Source organism: Nocardiopsis sp. CNT312 (assembly GCF_000515115.1).
Taxonomy (GTDB): Bacteria; Actinomycetota; Actinomycetes; order Streptosporangiales; family Streptosporangiaceae; genus Nocardiopsis.
Genome location: NZ_AZXF01000014.1, coordinates 157,285 through 172,911 on the forward strand (window position 1 = coordinate 157,285; position 15,627 = coordinate 172,911).

Annotated in this window: 12 protein-coding genes and 1 pseudogene; 8 read left to right on the plus strand and 5 right to left on the minus strand. The window is 71.6% G+C overall.

The genetic code is table 11. The annotated features are described in order from the left end of the window. The first annotated feature begins 3 nt into the window (after positions 1 to 3). Both sppA and B042_RS0106300 read left to right on the plus strand, forming a co-directional pair. On the plus strand, positions 4 to 1,731 hold the full coding sequence (gene sppA / locus B042_RS0106295; RefSeq protein WP_028647566.1) for a signal peptide peptidase SppA: 1,728 nt from the start codon (positions 4 to 6) through the stop codon (positions 1,729 to 1,731). A 20-nt stretch (positions 1,732 to 1,751) separates the two neighbouring features. Then, a complete protein-coding gene (locus B042_RS0106300; protein ID WP_036554130.1) occupies positions 1,752 to 2,210 on the plus strand; it encodes a flavin reductase family protein in 459 nt (152 codons plus the stop codon). Here the strand turns inward: B042_RS0106300 and B042_RS0106305 are convergent. Both B042_RS0106305 and B042_RS0106310 read right to left on the minus strand, forming a co-directional pair. Beyond that, positions 2,192 to 2,866, minus strand: a complete 675-nt coding sequence (locus B042_RS0106305; protein WP_028647568.1) for an HAD family hydrolase — start codon at positions 2,864 to 2,866, stop codon at positions 2,192 to 2,194. The genes B042_RS0106300 and B042_RS0106305 overlap by 19 nt on opposite strands. Before the next feature lie 35 nt (positions 2,867 to 2,901). Continuing rightward, positions 2,902 to 3,603, minus strand: a complete 702-nt coding sequence (locus tag B042_RS0106310; protein WP_081748625.1) for an NUDIX domain-containing protein — start codon at positions 3,601 to 3,603, stop codon at positions 2,902 to 2,904. A gap of 166 nt (positions 3,604 to 3,769) precedes the next feature. Between B042_RS0106310 and nadA the strand changes: the two genes are divergently transcribed. Then, positions 3,770 to 4,768: a quinolinate synthase NadA gene (gene nadA, locus B042_RS0106315; protein WP_028647570.1), complete on the plus strand. Its 999-nt coding sequence runs from the start codon at positions 3,770 to 3,772 to the stop codon at positions 4,766 to 4,768. Between the two features lie 149 nt (positions 4,769 to 4,917). Next, a complete protein-coding gene (locus B042_RS22115) occupies positions 4,918 to 6,300 on the plus strand; it encodes an RNA polymerase sigma factor (RefSeq protein ID WP_051415502.1) in 1,383 nt (460 codons plus the stop codon). Positions 6,301 to 6,308: 8 nt separating this feature from the next. Here B042_RS22115 and B042_RS0106325 read toward each other — a convergent pair whose 3' ends face one another. Beyond that, a complete protein-coding gene (locus B042_RS0106325) occupies positions 6,309 to 6,896 on the minus strand; it encodes a TetR family transcriptional regulator (protein ID WP_028647571.1) in 588 nt (195 codons plus the stop codon). Between the two features lie 261 nt (positions 6,897 to 7,157). Between B042_RS0106325 and B042_RS24765 the strand changes: the two are divergent. From B042_RS24765 to B042_RS0106340, 4 genes and pseudogenes are all read left to right on the plus strand, one after another. Beyond that, positions 7,158 to 7,823, plus strand: a pseudogene (locus tag B042_RS24765) (MBL fold metallo-hydrolase); the annotation flags it as partial. Between the two features lie 417 nt (positions 7,824 to 8,240). After that, positions 8,241 to 9,548: a glycosyltransferase family 4 protein gene (locus B042_RS0106330; RefSeq protein ID WP_028647572.1), complete on the plus strand. Its 1,308-nt coding sequence runs from the start codon at positions 8,241 to 8,243 to the stop codon at positions 9,546 to 9,548. A gap of 15 nt (positions 9,549 to 9,563) precedes the next feature. Further along, positions 9,564 to 10,283 (plus strand): class I SAM-dependent methyltransferase, encoded by a 720-nt coding sequence (locus B042_RS0106335; protein ID WP_028647573.1) that lies wholly within the window; start codon positions 9,564 to 9,566, stop codon positions 10,281 to 10,283. Further along, positions 10,283 to 11,323, plus strand: coding sequence for a prenyltransferase (locus tag B042_RS0106340; protein ID WP_036554085.1), 1,041 nt, complete (start codon positions 10,283 to 10,285; stop codon positions 11,321 to 11,323). Before B042_RS0106335 ends, B042_RS0106340 begins: the two co-directional genes overlap by 1 nt. Positions 11,324 to 11,375: 52 nt before the next feature. On the opposite strand, the gene B042_RS0106345 is transcribed toward B042_RS0106340, so the two are convergent. Both B042_RS0106345 and B042_RS0106350 read right to left on the minus strand, forming a co-directional pair. After that, positions 11,376 to 14,198, minus strand: coding sequence for a transglycosylase domain-containing protein (locus B042_RS0106345; RefSeq protein ID WP_369797674.1), 2,823 nt, complete (start codon positions 14,196 to 14,198; stop codon positions 11,376 to 11,378). Between the two features lie 583 nt (positions 14,199 to 14,781). After that, positions 14,782 to 15,414, minus strand: coding sequence for a class I SAM-dependent methyltransferase (locus B042_RS0106350; protein WP_028647576.1), 633 nt, complete (start codon positions 15,412 to 15,414; stop codon positions 14,782 to 14,784). Positions 15,415 to 15,627 lie beyond the last annotated feature (213 nt).

Here is a 15,627-nt window from a genome sequence, read left to right on the forward strand (position 1 = left end):
GCCATGGTGGACCTCGCGAAGATCACGGAGCCCTTGTCCCTTTCCGGTCTGGTACCGCGCCCGCACGGGCCGCTGGTGCTGGAACTGGACCTGACCGAGGGGGTCGCCGACGAGGCCCCCGCCGACCCGATCAGCCAGATCATGAACCGTCGCCGACAGCACTTCCTCGACGTCGTCGAGGGGATCCGGCGGGGCGCGCGCGACCGGAGGGTCGCGGCGCTGGTCGCGAGAATCGACGCCCGCAGCCTCGGGTTCGCCAAGGTGCAGGAGCTGCGCGAGGCGGTCACGGACTTTCGCGCCTCGGGCAAGCCCGCGATCGCCTGGGCCGACTCCTTCGGCGAGGCCGGGGCGGGCAACCTCCCGTACTACCTGGCGTGCGCGTTCTCCCGGGTGGTCATGTCCCCCACCGGCGCCCTCGGCCTGACCGGGCTGATCATGCGGGGCACCTTCGTCAAGGGCGCCATCGACAGACTCGGGGTCACCTACGAGGTCGGCAAGCGGCACGAGTACAAGAACGCTCTGAACGGGGTCACCGAGACCGGGTTCACCGACGCCCACCGCGAGGCGGTGGACGGGATCGTCACCTCGCTCAGCGACCAGGTCACCGAGGCCGTCGCCCAGGCGCGCGGTCTGACGGTCGAGGCCGTGCGGGAAATGGTCGAACGCGGCCCGTTCATGCCCGGGGAAGCCCTCGACGCCGGCTTGGTCGACGCCCTGGCCTACCGCGACGAGGTGTACGGGGACGTGATGGAGCGCGTGCGCCGCGAGCACGGCGGGGACCGCGAGCCGCAGCTGCGGTTCGTGGCGCGCTACCACCGCAAGCACGTGCCCGCGCCCAGGCCGAGGGTGGCGGGCGGCCCCGGCTACATCGCGCTGATCTCGGCGTCCGGCCCGATCACCCTGGGCCGGTCGCGCCGCTCCCCGCTCGGCGGCGGCACCGTCATGGGGTCGGACACCGTAACGGCCGCCTTCCGCGCCGCCCGCAAGGATCCTCAGGTCAAGGCGGTGGTCTTCCGTGTCGACAGCCGGGGCGGATCCGCCACCGCCTCGGACGCGATCCGCCGCGAGAGCGAACTGACCAGCAAAGCGGGGATCCCCGTGGTGTCAGCCATGGGGGACATCGCCGGCTCGGGCGGATACTACGTGACCCTCGGCTCGGACGCCGTCGTGGCCCAGCCCGGCACCATCACCGGGTCCATCGGCGTCATCGTCGGCAAGCCGGTGCTGGGTGCGCTCATGGAGCGGTTCGGTGTCACCACGGACTCGGTGAGCAGCGGACCGCACGCGGGGATGTTCGACACCACCCGCCCCTTCAGCGCGTCGGAGTGGGAGCGGGTCAACGCGCTGCTGGACGACATCTACGACGACTTCGTCGGCAAGGTCGCCAAGGCACGCGGCATGACCCGCGAGCAGGTGCACGAGGTGGCGCGCGGACGGATCTGGACCGGCCGCGACGCCCACGGGCACGGCCTGGTGGACGAACTCGGCGGGCTGGCCACCGCGGTGCGCCTGGCCCGTGCCAGGGCAGGCTCCGGGCCACTGCCGCTGCGGCCGTTCCCGCACACACACCCGCTGGACCGGCTCCGCTCGCACGAGTCCAGTGAGGACTTGGCCGCCGCCCAGCCGCAGAGCACCCTGGGGGCCTGGGGTCCGCTGGAGCAGGCGGCCCTGGCCATGGGTCTGCCCGCCTCGGGCCCGCTGACGATGCCCGGCGGCTGGGAGGTCCGTTGACCGGCACGTTCCTGGACGCGATGGCACTTGTGGCCACCGGGGTGACCGTCGTGACCGTGGCCGACGGCCGCGACGACGTCGGCGCGACGGTCAGCGCGTTCGGATCGGTCTCGACCGCCCCCCCGATCGTGTCGGTGAGCGTGGGATCGGACGGCTACATGGCCGAGGTGATCGAGGAGGTCGGCGCCTTCGCGGTGAGCGTGCTCGGCGCCGGCCAGCGCGCCCTGGCTGGCCGCTTCTCCGCGGAGGGGCGGCCCAGCGCCCGTCTGCTCGTCTCGGGCCAGCCCCACCACCGGGGCGGGCACACGCGTGCCCTGGTCCTCGATGAGGCGCTGGCCGCTCTGGAGTGCTCGGTGCGGCAGCGGGTGGAGGTCGGCGACCACACGGTGTTCTTCGCCGACGTCGTCGACCTGCCCGCCGTCGTGGGCGAAGGCCCGGCCCTGGTGCGCCGGGCGGGCCGCTACCACGCGGTGGACTGAACCCAGGCAGCGAGCTGGTGGAGGTCGTCCACGACCGCGTCGGCCTCGGCGGCCTCCGGGGCCGCGGCGTGCCGGTAGCCGTACAGGCCCCGGCGGAGCAGGGCCGTGCGCATCCCGGCCCGACGGGCGGGCAGGACGTCGTTGTCGACCCGGTCTCCGACGTAGAGGATCTCGTCCGGGGTGATCGCCGGGCGGTCGGCGGCGGCGAGTGCGAGGACACGGTCGAAGAACGCGGGCTCGGGCTTGTGGACGCCCCAGGTGTCGGAGATGCCGATGCCGTCGACGCCCAGGTCCATGGCCTCCAGGGCCGGTCCGGCCTCGGGGGGCTGGTTCCCGGCGATCAACAGGGACAGTCCGGCTCCGCGCATCACGGCGAAGGCGGGGCGCACGTCGGGGTACAGGTCCGCCTCTCCGAAGTGCTCCCGCTCCCCCTCAGGTTCCTCCTCGCGCCAGCGCGCGCTCTCCAGCTCCAGGTCGAATCCCGGGACGACGAGTCGGAACGCCTCGGCGAGGGTCCCGCCGGTGGCGATGACCCCGCCGATGGTGCCGAAGAAGGCCATGCGCGGGACCCCCAGCCGGTCGGCCCAGCGCTCGAAGATCCGCGTCTCGTCGACCAGGGTCTCGCCGACGTCGAACACAGCAGTACGAATTGCCACGGTCAGGGAGTCTATCGGGGACCTCGTCCCCCCGGTCAGGCGCGTTCGGGCGGGCGCAGCACGGCGAAGGCGTCGGTGACCTCCAGTTCGCGCGCCCGGAATCGGAAGAGCGCGGCGGGGCGCCCGCCGGAACGGCCCGAGGGCACCGACCTCCCGGTCTCCTCGATCTGTCCGCGTCGCAGCAGGACCCGGCGCAGGTTGGTGGCGGTCACGTCGTGGCCGAGGGCGGCCCGGTAGTACCCCGACAGCTCCGACATCGTGAACTCGGGGGGCGCCAGCGCGAAGCCCACGTTCGTGTAGCTCAGTTTGGAGCGCAGGCGCTTGCGCCCGGAGCGGACGATGGAGGCGTGGTCGAAGGCCATCACCGGAAGGTCCGAGGCCGGGTGCCAGTCGGTGTCCTCGGGGACGACGGGGTCGATGCGGGCGGGGACCAGGCCGAGGTAGGCCGTGGCGAGTGTGCGGTCCCCGGGGCGCCGGTCGGGGTCGCTGCGGGTCTCCAGTTGCTCCAGGTGGGAGAGATCGCGCACATCGACCTTCTGGGCGAGCTGGCGCGCGACGGAGGCACCCAGGTTCTCGTCGGGCCGCAGGCGTCCACCGGGCAGGGACCACGCGCCCTCGCAGGGCGGCAGTGCGCGGCGCCAGAGCAGGACGCACAGGCGGCCCGCACGGATCTGCAGCACCACCGCCAGGGCCTCGTGCGCGGCGAGAGGCTCCGCGTGCCCTGCGGGATCCGCCATAACCTGTCCGTTTGCTGCGGGGATGTCCACCCCTGTCCCTTCTGTTGTACGTCATGTTAAGCTACACGAGGTTTGTGACTGACAGACAAAAACCAGCGGTCAGGAACAACCGCTCCCGGCGCGGTGCCCCGAGCGGCGCGCCCCAGCCTCAAGGAAGTAGTACACAATGGCACCGGTCACCGCCTCCGCGGACACCATGAGCAGGCAGGAATGGGCCGACGAGGTCCGTCGTCTGGCCGACGAGCGCGACGCCGTCATCCTCGCGCACAACTACCAGCGCCCGGAGATCCAGGACGTCGCCCACCACACGGGTGACTCCCTGGCCCTCTCCCGACTGGCCGCGAGCGTCGACGCCGGCACCATCGTCTTCTGCGGCGTGCACTTCATGGCCGAGACCGCGAAGATCCTCGCCCCGGAGAAGACCGTCCTGCTGCCCGACCCGAACGCCGGGTGCTCGCTGGCCGACACCATCACCGCCGCGGACGTGCGGGCCTGGAAGGCCGAGCACCCCGGCGCCGTCGTGGTCGCCTACGTGAACACCACGGCGGCGGTCAAGGCCGAGACCGACATCTGCTGCACCTCCTCCAACGCCGCCGACGTCATCCGCTCCATCCCCGAGGACCGGGAGATCCTCTTCCTCCCGGACCAGTTCCTGGGCGCGCATGTCAAGCGGGTCACCGGCAGGGAGAACATCCACGTGTGGATGGGCGAGTGCCACGTCCACGCCGGCATCGACGGCCACACCCTGCGCGAGCGGGTGGAGTCCGAACCGGACGCGGAGGTCTACGTCCACCCCGAGTGCGGCTGCGCCACCTCGGCCCTGTACCTCGTAGGCAGCGGCGCCGTCCCCCAGGACCGCGTCAAGATCCTCTCCACCGGCGGAATGCTCACCGCCGCGGAGAACACCAGCGCCAAGAAGGTGCTCATCGCCACCGAGACCGGCATGCTGCACCAACTGCGCAACAGCAACAGCGTCACCGAGTTCGAACCGGTGAACTCGCGCGCCGAGTGCCACTACATGAAGATGATCGACTCCCAGAAGCTGCTCGACTCGCTGCGTCTGGGCACCACCGAGATCACCGTCGACGCCGACACCTCCGAGCGCGCCCGCCGCTCGGTCGAGCGCATGATCGCCATCGGCTCCCCGTCACGGGGCGGTGAGTGAGGGGGCACTCCGGCGGCCCCCATCACCGAAAGGACAGACTCCTCTGTACCCGTGGTAACAGAAGTCTTACCTTCAGGCCACAGGTCATCGATTCTCCAGCAGTACGTGGCTCCCCTCGCTAGCGTCTCGGTTCGAGCGGGGGGAGAATCGTGACCAGAAGTACCGAAGGCACCGAAAGAGACGTACTGGCACAGGCCGAGGTGGAGGCGCTCTACGACGCCTTCGCCCCCGCCCTGTACCGGTACGCCTGGACCCTGTTGGGCGGCACCGCCGTACCCAGCCCCGGGCGAGGCGAGGGGAACGCTCCAGCCGACCGCGTGGCCGAAGCCGTACACGACGGCCTGGTCGCCGCCCTCGCCCTCGCTCCCGGCCGCGACGACCCCGACGACCGCGGGCCCCGCCTCTACGCACTGGTCCGCTCCGCCTGCCAACACCGGGGGTTCGCCCTCACCTGCCCCTACACGCAGCTGGCCACCGTCCCTGCGGAGGAACCGGTGGCACGCATGTTCTCCCGGCTGCCCGCAAGCCATCGGGAACTGGTCGAACTGAACCTGCGCCATGCCCTGCCGCCCGCCGCCATCGCGCGCATCCTCGGCCTGGAGGGGGCACTGTGCTCCGAACTGTCACGCTCGGCGATCCGCCGCGCCTTCGAGGGGCTGTCCGAACACGGCGCCTTCCAGGACCCCGAGGCCCTGTGGCGCACCCAGGTCCAACAGGTCTCCTCAGCCCTCGCCCTGCTCCGGCCGCCCGGCCCGCCCCCCGGCCTGCGCGACCTCGTGGTCAGCACCTGCCTGGACCCGTCCCTGGCCGGAACACGCGCACGGATCACCGACGCGATGCGCCCACTCACCGCCGAGGGGTACCCGGTGCACCGGGGCCGCGCGGGCGGCCCCGACGAGGAGCCCGAACCGGAGACGCCCGAGCTTGCCGCCGAGCCCCTGCCGCGCGCCCTGCCCGGGGACCGCGTCACCACCCGCGACCACCCGGTCCGCGAGGAGGTGACCACCGTCCTGGACGCCCCGGACGCCGTACACGCCCCCGAACAGCGGTTCCTGCCCCGGCACTGGCCGCTGTCGGCCGTCTCGGGCCTGGTCACGATCGCCCTGGCCGTCTCCCTCTGGTCGTGGGCCAGCGCGCTCGGCGCGCCCCCGACCGTGATCGGAGCCGAGTCGCCCGAGGCCGCGCGCAGCCCTCAGGCACACGACGTCCCCACGCCGCCCTCCCCCACCGACACGCACCCCGGTGGGGGGACGCCCGGCCACCAGTCCACCGCCGAACGCGCACAGAACACCGCCCCCGCCCCGGCGGACTCCCCCTCCAGCACACCTGAGCCCCCGTCGTTGGCGGACGCCGAGTCCACCGCCCTGGACTCCCCACCCGAAACCGCACCCTCCGCACCCTCCGCGCCGCCGCCCCCCGAGACCGCGACGGCTCCGCAGGAGAGCCCCAGCGGCGGTACGACGGACGGCGGGCAGGACCCCCCGGACGGGCTGATCGGCGGCCTGCTCGGCCTGCTCCTCGGCGGCGGGTGAGGGATCGCTCAGGAGGGGGCGAACAGGCGCTCCGCCACGGTGCGCAGGCGCCGCTCCACCCCGTCCGGGTCGCGGCGGCCCCGCAGAACCCCCACCAGTTCGAGGACCCACACGCTGGCCAGCGCCCCGGCCAGGACCTGCCCCGGTTCCTCCCGGTCGGCCGGCCCCCCGCGGCCGGGTTCCCCGGCGGCCCGCCGCACGAGGTCGCAGACACGCCTCCCGGGCCCGCCCTCGGCCGTCAGGAGCGACCGGACCAGCGCGTCAGCGAGTTCGGGCTCGCGCATCAACCACCGCGTGGCACGCATCAGGACGTCCACGGCACGCCCGGCCGGCGTCGGCGCCGTGGACGGGGTACGGGCGATCCCGCCCTCCATCCGGTCGACCTCCTCGGCGGCCACAGCCGCGACCAGGTCCATCTTGGAGGGGAAGTAACGGTAGAGGGTACCGAGCGCGACCCCGGACCGCTCGGCCACCGACCGCATCTGCATGGCGTCGACGCCACCGCGCGCGACCAGCACCGCGGCGGTTCGCACGATACGCTCGCGGCGCTGCTCCCGGTGTCGCACCGCGCTCTCGGCCGACGCCTGCGCCTCCACGGGTCCCCCTCACCCTACGGCCACCCCGGCCACCGCCTCCCGACGCTCCCGCGAAGGCCGAACGGCAACACGGTATCCAACAGCGCCCGGGCCCTCCGGGACGGCGCGCCCGGGAATGCCGCCGTCACCACCGTCACCGCGGGCGTCGCGTACGGTCGTCCGAGGCCGGGAACCCGCCGCCGGCGCCCCGGCACCCACGGTGCCCAGCGCCCCGGCCTAGAATCGAACACGATTCGGTTTCTCTTGGAGAGGTCGCCCCCGATGAACGACACCCCCCAGGTCGAGAGCCTCGGCAACGGCGTGGGGAGCCTGCCCGTGCCCATCCCCGGCCACCCGCTCGGCTTCACGTTCGTCTACCTGGTCGAGGGCCGCGAGGGTCCGGCGCTCATCGGCACCGGTTGGAACCACGACGACTCCTGGAAGGCGCTCACCGTCGGCCTCGCACAGACCGGGCACGCGGTCGGAGGCATCCGCGGCGCAGTCCTCACCCACTTCCACCCCGACCACACCGGCCTCGTCGGCCGCCTCCGGGAGGCCTCCGACATCTGGATCGCCATGCACCCCGCCGACACCGCCGTGGTCGAGCAACGACGTTCGACCGCCCCCGAGCGGCGTGCGGAGTCCATCGCCACGCAGTTGCGGGCCGCGGGCCTGCCCTCGGAGGACATCAACGCGTTCCCCGACGCCCCGCACGTGCTGGCACCCCCCGAACCGGCCGATCTCCCCCTCGACGACGGGGCCTCCGTGGAACTGGCCGGGCGCGACCTGTGGGCGGTGTGGACCCCGGGACACCCACCCGGGCACCTGTGCCTGCACCTGGCCGACGCGCACCTCCTCTTCACCGGGGACCACGTCCTTCCCGGTACCACCCCGCACGTGGGCCAGTTCCCCCTCCACGCCGCCGAGGGGGACCCGCTGGGCGACGTCCTCTCCTCCCAGGCCTCCCTCGGCCTGCTACCCGACGCCGACACGCTGACCTGCCTGCCCTCACAGCGGCCCTGCTCTCTGAGGGAACCGCCACGCCGTGGGAGATCACCTCCCGCCTTTCCTGGAAGCGTCCCTGGGAGACGATGGGCCCGTGGTCCCGCCGCATGGCCGCCTCCGAGACCGCCGCGCACCTGCGCACCCCGGAGGCGCGGGCACACGCCTCCCGGACCGGCCCCGCCAACCGGCCGCGCTGGAGCGCCACGCCCTGAACCCGCCCACCGGATGACGTTCAGCCCATCCCCACGCGAACCCCCACACAACTCCCGAGTAACATGTGGGCACCCGCACGGCCTCACCGGACGGCCCCACACTCACACCGACGGTGACCGCACCCGCGACCCCACGAGAGGTGGACTCTTGACCCAGCCGGGCGCCGGCACCGGACCCAGCCGCCCCCTCCGCGTCGCGCTGCTGTCCTACCGAAGCAAACAGCACGTCGGCGGCCAGGGCGTGTACGTCCGCCACCTGTCACGGGAACTCGCCGCCCTCGGACACGAGGTGACCGTCTTCTCCGGCCAGCCCTACCCCGTCCTCGATGAGGGCGTCACACTGGAGAAGATCCCCTCCCTCGACCTCTACAACGACGCGCACCCGTTCAAGGCCCCGCCCCCCACCCGGTGGCGCGACTGGATCGACGTCCTGGAAGTCGCCACCATGTGGACCGCCGGCTTCCCCGAACCCCTCACGTTCTCGCTGCGCGCGAACCGCGCCCTGCGCGAGCGCCTCACCGACTTCGACGTGGTCCACGACAACCAGACCCTCGGCTGGGGACTGCTGCGCATCGCCGCCACGGGACTGCCCCTCGTCACCACCATCCACCACCCCATCAGCGTGGACCGCCGCATCGAAATCGCCGAGGCCAAGGGGCTGCACAAACTCTCCAAACGGCGCTGGTACGGATTCGTCAAAATGCAGGCCAGGGTCGCCCGCAGACTCGACCCGATCCTCGTCCCCTCCCGCTCCTCCGCCGACGACATCGCCAGGGAGTTCGGCGTCGCCCCCTCCGCCATGGAGGTCACGCCCCTGGGCGTGGACACCCGCCACTTCCACCCCCGCACCGAGGTGGAGCGCGTCCCCGGGCGCATCGTGTGCACAGCCAGCGCCGACAGCCCCCTCAAGGGCGTGGCCACCCTCCTGCGCGCCGCCGCCAAGATCGCCACCGAACGCGACGTGTCCCTGACCATCGTCAGCAAGCCCCGCCCCGGCGGCCCCACCGACCGGCTCGTGGACGAACTGTCGCTCTCCGACCGCGTCACCTTCGTCAACGGCATCGACGACACGACGCTGGCCGAACTCATCGCCAGCGCCCAGATCGCCGTCGTCCCCTCCTTCTACGAGGGGTTCTCCCTCCCCGCCGTGGAGGCCATGGCGTGCGCCACACCGCTCGTGGCCAGCCACGCGGGGGCCCTCCCCGAGGTCGTGGGCACCGACGGCGACGCCGGACTCCTCATTCCCCCGGGAGACCCCGAGATCCTGGCGGGCGCGCTCACCGACCTGCTCGACGACGACCGGGAACGCGCCCGCATGGGCGCCGCCGCCTGGCGCCGCGTCCAGGAGCGGTTCACCTGGCGCGCCGTCGCCGAACTCACCGCCCGCCGCTACGCCTCCACCATCGACGCCGTCCGGGACACCCCCGGACCAGCGGCCCCCGCGCACGACGCCTGACCCGAGGAGCCTCCACTGATCACCGTCGACTTCGCCCTGTTCCCCGTCGGGCCGGGCCACCGCGTTCTCGACCTCGGCTGCGGCGGCGGCCGACACGCCTTCGAGATGTACCGCCGCGGCGCCGACGTCGTCGCCTTCGACCAGAACGTCTCCGACCTGGCCGAGGTCCAGGCGATGTTCTCGGCCATGCGCGCCGAGGGCGAGGCGCCCGAGAAAGCCACGGCCGAGACGGTCAAGGGCGACGCCCTCGACATGCCCTTCGACGACGACTCCTTCGACCGGGTCGTCGCGGCGGAGATCTTCGAGCACATCCCCCACGACACAGCCGCCATGCAGGAGCTGTACCGCGTACTGCGCCCGGGCGGGATCGCCGCGGTCACCGTGCCGAGCTTCCTGCCAGAACGGATCTGCTGGGCGCTCTCGGAGGAGTACCACACCAACGAGGGCGGCCACATCCGCATCTACACGCGCGCCGAACTGGAGGCCAAGCTCAAGGCCACCGGCTTCGAGATCGGCCCGCACCACCACGCCCACGCGCTGCACTCGCCCTACTGGTGGATCAAGTGCGCCGTCGGAACGGACCATGACGACCACCCGACGGCCCGGCGCTACCACGACCTGCTGGTGTGGGACATGCTCCAGGCACCGAAGGTGACCCGGGTAGCCGAACGCCTGCTCAACCCCCTCCTGGGCAAGAGCGTCGCCGTGTACGTACGCAAGCCCCTCGGCTCCTGATGGGTGCCCTCCTCAGCCTCCCTGGGGTACTGAGAGCCGAACAGATCGCACGCTCCGCCGAGTACCTGGTGCACAGCCAGGAGCCGGAAGGGGCGATCCCCTGGTTTCCCGGCGGCCACACCGATGTGTGGGACCACGTCGAGTGCGCCATGGCCCTGGCCGTCACCGGACGGTCCGTCCCCTCCCACGCCGCGGCCGCCCGCCGCGCCTATCTGTGGCTGGAGTCGGCCCGCCACCCCGACGGCGGCTGGCCCGCCAAGTTCCGCCAGGGGGTCCCGGTCACCGGGTTGCGCGAGGCCAACCACGCCGCCTACCCCGCGGTCGGGCTGCTGCACCACCTGCTGACCACCGGTGACACCGCGTTCGCCGAACGGATGTGGCCGCTCGTGGAGGAGGGACTGGAGTTCGCGCTGGCCCTGCGCGGCGCGCACGGGGAGATCCTGTGGGCACGCGCGGAGGACGGGTCCCCGGGCGACCACGCACTGCTCACCGTGTGTTCGAGCGTCCACCACGCGCTGCGCTGCGGTGCCGCTCTGGGCGTCCGCCTGGGCCAGGAACGCCCCGCGTGGGAGGCGGCCGCCGACCGTCTGGAGGAGCTCATCAACGGGCGCGAGGACCTGTTCGCGGACCGGAGCCGGTTCTCCATGGACTGGTTCTACCCGATCCTCGGCGGCGCCGTGACCGGTGTGGCCGCCAAGGAGCGCCTCAAGGAGCGCTGGGACCGGTTCGTCATCCCGGGCCTGGGGGTGCGCTGCGTGAGCGACCAGCCCTGGGTGACCGCGGCCGAGTCGTCCGAACTCGTCCTGGCCCTGACCGCCATGGGCGAGCGTGAGGCCGCGGTCCGGATCCTGGGGGACGTGCAGCACCTACGCGACCCCCACGACGGCGCCTACTGGACCGGCTACCAGTTCGCCGAGCAGACCCGCTGGCCAGTGGAGCGCAGCACCTGGACCTCAGCGGCCGTGATCCTGGCGGTGGACGCCCTGGCCGGGGCGACCGGCGGCTCCCGGGTGTTCCTGCACGCCTGGGACGAAGACTGACGGGGCACCCTCCGCGTCCGTCGACGCGGAGAGCGCCCCTCGTGCTCCCCGGCTACCTGGACTCCCCCGGTGCTCCGTCGAGTGTGTCCCCGCCACCCCAGGGGTCGGTCTCACCGCCGCCCGGGTCCACCGGTGTGCCGGTCCCGCCCGGGTCCACCGGATCGACGGGGTCGACCGGGTCGACGGGGGGATCGATCGGCAGCTCGGGGAACTCCGGAGGCTCCGGGAGAGTCGGTTCCTCGGGCTCGCCGGTGTCCTCCGCGGGCGGTTCGGTGATCACCGGTGCCCAGTTCTGGTTGGTCCCGCCGAACGCCGGCTCCGGGAAGGAGGCGGGCTCGTAGCCCTCCATCGCGACCGTCATGTAGTCGTTCCAGATCTGCGAGGGCAGCCCCGTGCTGGCGATGACCTGGCCGGGGATGGTGAAGCCGCGGTTGTTGTCGCTGTACACCCCGACGGACGTCGACAGTTGGGGCGTGTACCCGACGAACCAGGCGGCGGCGGTCCCACCGCTCTGCTCGTCCCGGACGGTCCCGGTCTTGCCCGCGGTGGGGTGGTCCGGGTCCCACAGGTTCGCGTTCCGGCCGGTGCCGCTGTTGGCCACACCCTCCAGGGCGTAGGTGAGGTCGGCGGCGGTGTCCTCGGACAGCACCCGGCCGCTCTCCACCTCCGGGCGCTCGTTCTCACCCTCCCGGTTGACGATCTCCCTGACCACGTGCCTCTCGACGTGCACACCGCCGTTGGCGAACGTGGCATACCCACTGGCCTGGTCGACCGGGCTGACGCTGTTCGCACCCAGGGGCATGACCGGGACCAGTTGCCTGTCGGGGATGCTCCCCTCGGGCAGTCCGGCCGCGTAGGCGGTCTCCCGGATCTCCTCGTAGCCCACCCGCTCGGCGAGTTCGATGTAGCCCAGGTTGTTGGACACCTGGGTCGCCTGGGTGAGCGTCATGATGCCGCCCGCCGAGTTGCCCGCGTTCTGGATGCGGGCACCGTTGATGTCCTTCGGGCCGCGCCCGTCCACCGTCGTGTACAGGCCGATGCCCTGTTCGAGCGCGGTCGCCAGCACGTACGGCTTGAACGCCGACCCTGCCTGCGCCGAACCCAGGAACGAGCTGTCGTACTGGTTGTCGTTGTAGTCGTGCCCGCCGAAGAAGGCCAGGACCTCACCGGTGGCCGGGTCCACACTGCTCAGGCCGATGTTGACACCCTCGGACAGGTCCTCCTGTTCGACGAGGGCGTCGACCGCGTCGTAGGCGGCCTGCATCATGTCCTGGTTGAACGTGGTGACGATCCGGTAGCCCTGCCGGTTGATCATGTCCTCGGTGAAGCCGAGCCGCTCCAGCTCGCTCATCGCCTCCTGGAGCATGTAGCCCCGGTACCCGCTGAGGTCGGAGCCCTGCCGGGTCGGCTCGGGCGCCGGGAACTCCATGGTGTCGGCCTCGGCCTGGGTGATGGCACCGGTGACGACCATGCCGTCGATGACGTACTGCCAGCGCTCCTCCATCGCCGGCGTGGTCTCCACGTCGGCCTCCCCGAACCGGGTGGGCTGCTGGATGGCGGCGGCCAGGAAGGCGGCCTCCTCAGGGGTGAGCTCCTGGACGTCCTTGCGGTAGTACGCCTCCGCGGCGGCCTGGACCCCGTACGCCTGGCGGCCGAAGTAGATGGTGTTGAGGTACTGCTCCATCACCCACTCCTTCGACTCGCTCCGGTCGATCTTGATGGCGATGACGATCTCCTGGACCTTCCGGCTGACCGTCTGCTCCAGGGAAACACCCTCGTAGTAGTTGCGGACCATCTGCTGGGTGATGGTGGAACCGCCCTGTACCTGCTGCCCGGTGGCGGTGTTCCAGACGGCGCGGGTCGTCCCGCTCACCGAGACGCCGGGCTCCTCCCAGAAGCCCCGGTCCTCAGCGGAGATGACCGCCTCCACCATGTGGTCCCCGCCCGCGATCATCTCCTCGTAGGAGAGGATCTCCCGGTCGACACCGCGCTCGGCGAACACGGTCTCACCGTCGGCGTAGTAGAAGGTGGAGCCCTCGGTGAAGACGTCGGCCTTGGCCGCGTCGGGGACCTCGACCGTGGAGTAGAAGTAGGCGAACACTCCGCAGCCGACCACGAGGATCAGTCCCAGGACGACGAGGGGGACCCGGACGAGCCGCCACCACAGAGGGCTGGTGCGCTTGCCGGTCGGGCGGCCCGGTCCCGTTCCCGCCGGCCCTGCCGGTCCCGTCGGAGGACCGCCCGGGATCGGGGGGCCCTCCGGCGGCGGCGCGGACGGGGGACCGAAATGCTCCGGAGGCGGTGTTCCGCCCGCGGCCGCCGCGGAGGCGGGTGCGGGGGCCGACTCGGCGGGGCGGGGCGCTCGGTCGGCGGTCTCCACCTCGGAGAGCCGCTGTCCGGTCGGCCACAGCCGTTCCGTGGCGTCGTCTGCCTCGGCACCGGTTCCGGCCTCGGCACCACCGTCCTCGGCCTGTGCTCCCGCATGAGTCGACACGCTCTCGGCCTCGGAGGACGACGCGTTGGTGCCGCAGTCACCCGTCTCCGAGTCAGCGGTCTCCGGCGCAACAGCGGCGGCAGCGGACACGGGCGGCGCCTCGAAGGGCTCCGTCCCCTCCTCCGGGTCCGTCGTGGCCCCGGCCGTCTTCCCGGAGACGGCCGCTTCGGCGGTGTCGAAGGCGGGGCGGACGGTCCCGCCGCCCTCCTCCGCTCCGGCGGCGCCTTCAGCGGTACGGCCCTGTTCGGGGATACCGGCCTCGGGGGCGTCGGCCCCACTCAGCTCGGGAAGGGGCGCCTCCCCGTCCGCTGCTCCGGTATCGGCGGCGGCGTCCACCGGCTGCGCTGACCGCTCCGTGTCCTCGGCCCCTTCGGAGGACACGGAATCCTCGTCCCTGTCCTGGCCCGCAGTGGATTCAGGAGTGGGCTCGTCGGTACCGAACCCCTGTTCCGCCAGAGCCTGGGCGACCCGCTCCCGAAAGAAGGACCCGCTGGTCTTGAACGAGACGGGATTGATGAACTGGGAAGCGGGGGAATCCCCTGCGTTCTCGGAGGGTTGCCCCCCGTCCGCAGTGGGAACACCGCTCTCAGGAGTCGTCTCGCTGGGCAGCTCTTCAGCAGAGGTGTTGGTGTTGTCCGGCGTATCGGTCTCAGGACGCTGCCCGTCCGCCCCACCGCCGCCGTGTGTGCTCTCGCTCAGTTCCCCGCCCCCATGACCAATCACGTGCCGGCACCGCTGTCTGCGACCTCGTCGACTTCGACGCGCGAGTACCCTGCTTCGGTTCAGTGGAAATCAGGACCAAAGCAATGGCTCGGGGAATAACGCCATGTCCGCCCGGTCCCCCGTCCACGATACCCGCGGAAAACAGCAGATCGTCGGGTGCCTTGCTCCCGGCTGGGGATCCGGCACCGACTTCGCCCGTTATACAAGCGATATCGAACTTCGGGGTGTTCTCCCGCACAGGTCACTCGACGTGTTCAAGAACCCGCATCGATCCGACCGCCCGCCTCTCCTCGAAGCGGCCGGAGTCGAGGGCCCTGCGGTAGATGTCATGGGGTGGCCGACCGCCGTCGGCGGGGTCGGGGAACACGTCGTGGATGACCAGCGCGCCGCCTGCGGCGATGTGCGGGCTCCATCCGGTGTAGTCGTTCTGGGCGGCCTCCTCGCTGTGGCCGCCGTCGATGAAGAGCATCCCGATCGGTGCGCCCCAGACACGGGCGAGATCCGCCGAGGGGCCGACCAGAGCGATCACTTCGTCGTCCAGCCCGGCCCGGGTGATCGTACGGCGAAAGTGCGGCAGGGTGTCGAACTTCCCGCTGACCCCGTCCACCAGGGTCTCGTCGTGGTACTCCCATCCCACCTGGTGCTCCTCGGAGCCCCGGTGGTGGTCCACCGTGTAGACCTTTCCCCCCGCCTGCCGGGCGGCCGCCCCCAGGAAGACGGTGGACTTGCCGCAGTAGGTCCCGATCTCCACGATGGGGCCGACGTGCGCGTAGTCGAGTGCGGTGGTGAAGAGAACAGCGCCCTCGTCCGTGGGCATGAATCCCTTGGCCGACTCGGCGACCGCCAGGAGTTCCTCGGGCATGTTCTTCGTCATAGGGGTCATAGGGACGATTCTCCCATGACCCGCTCTCGGCGGCCCTTCGGAGCCGCTCCACTGGCATTCACATGTTCACAAGCCCGCACACAAAAAAAACAGGGCCGGAGCCACCCCCAAAGGAACAACCCCGACCCCAACAAAAAACCGTGGCAGCGACCTACTCTCCCACCCCACCACAGGGCAGTACCATCAGCGCAAAGGGACTTAACG

Excerpts from the sequence above, each read along its gene's own strand:
- sppA (WP_028647566.1), top strand. The coding sequence starts at position 4 with ATGGTGGACCTCGCGAAGATCACGGAGCCCTTGTCCCTTTCCGGTCTG.
- B042_RS0106300 (WP_036554130.1), top strand. The coding sequence starts at position 1,752 with ATGGCACTTGTGGCCACCGGGGTGACCGTCGTGACCGTGGCCGACGGC.
- B042_RS0106310 (WP_081748625.1), bottom strand. The coding sequence starts at position 3,603 with ATGGCGGATCCCGCAGGGCACGCGGAGCCTCTCGCCGCGCACGAGGCC.
- nadA (WP_028647570.1), top strand. The coding sequence starts at position 3,770 with ATGGCACCGGTCACCGCCTCCGCGGACACCATGAGCAGGCAGGAATGG.
- B042_RS0106340 (WP_036554085.1), top strand. The coding sequence starts at position 10,283 with ATGGGTGCCCTCCTCAGCCTCCCTGGGGTACTGAGAGCCGAACAGATC.
- B042_RS0106350 (WP_028647576.1), bottom strand. The coding sequence starts at position 15,414 with ATGACGAAGAACATGCCCGAGGAACTCCTGGCGGTCGCCGAGTCGGCC.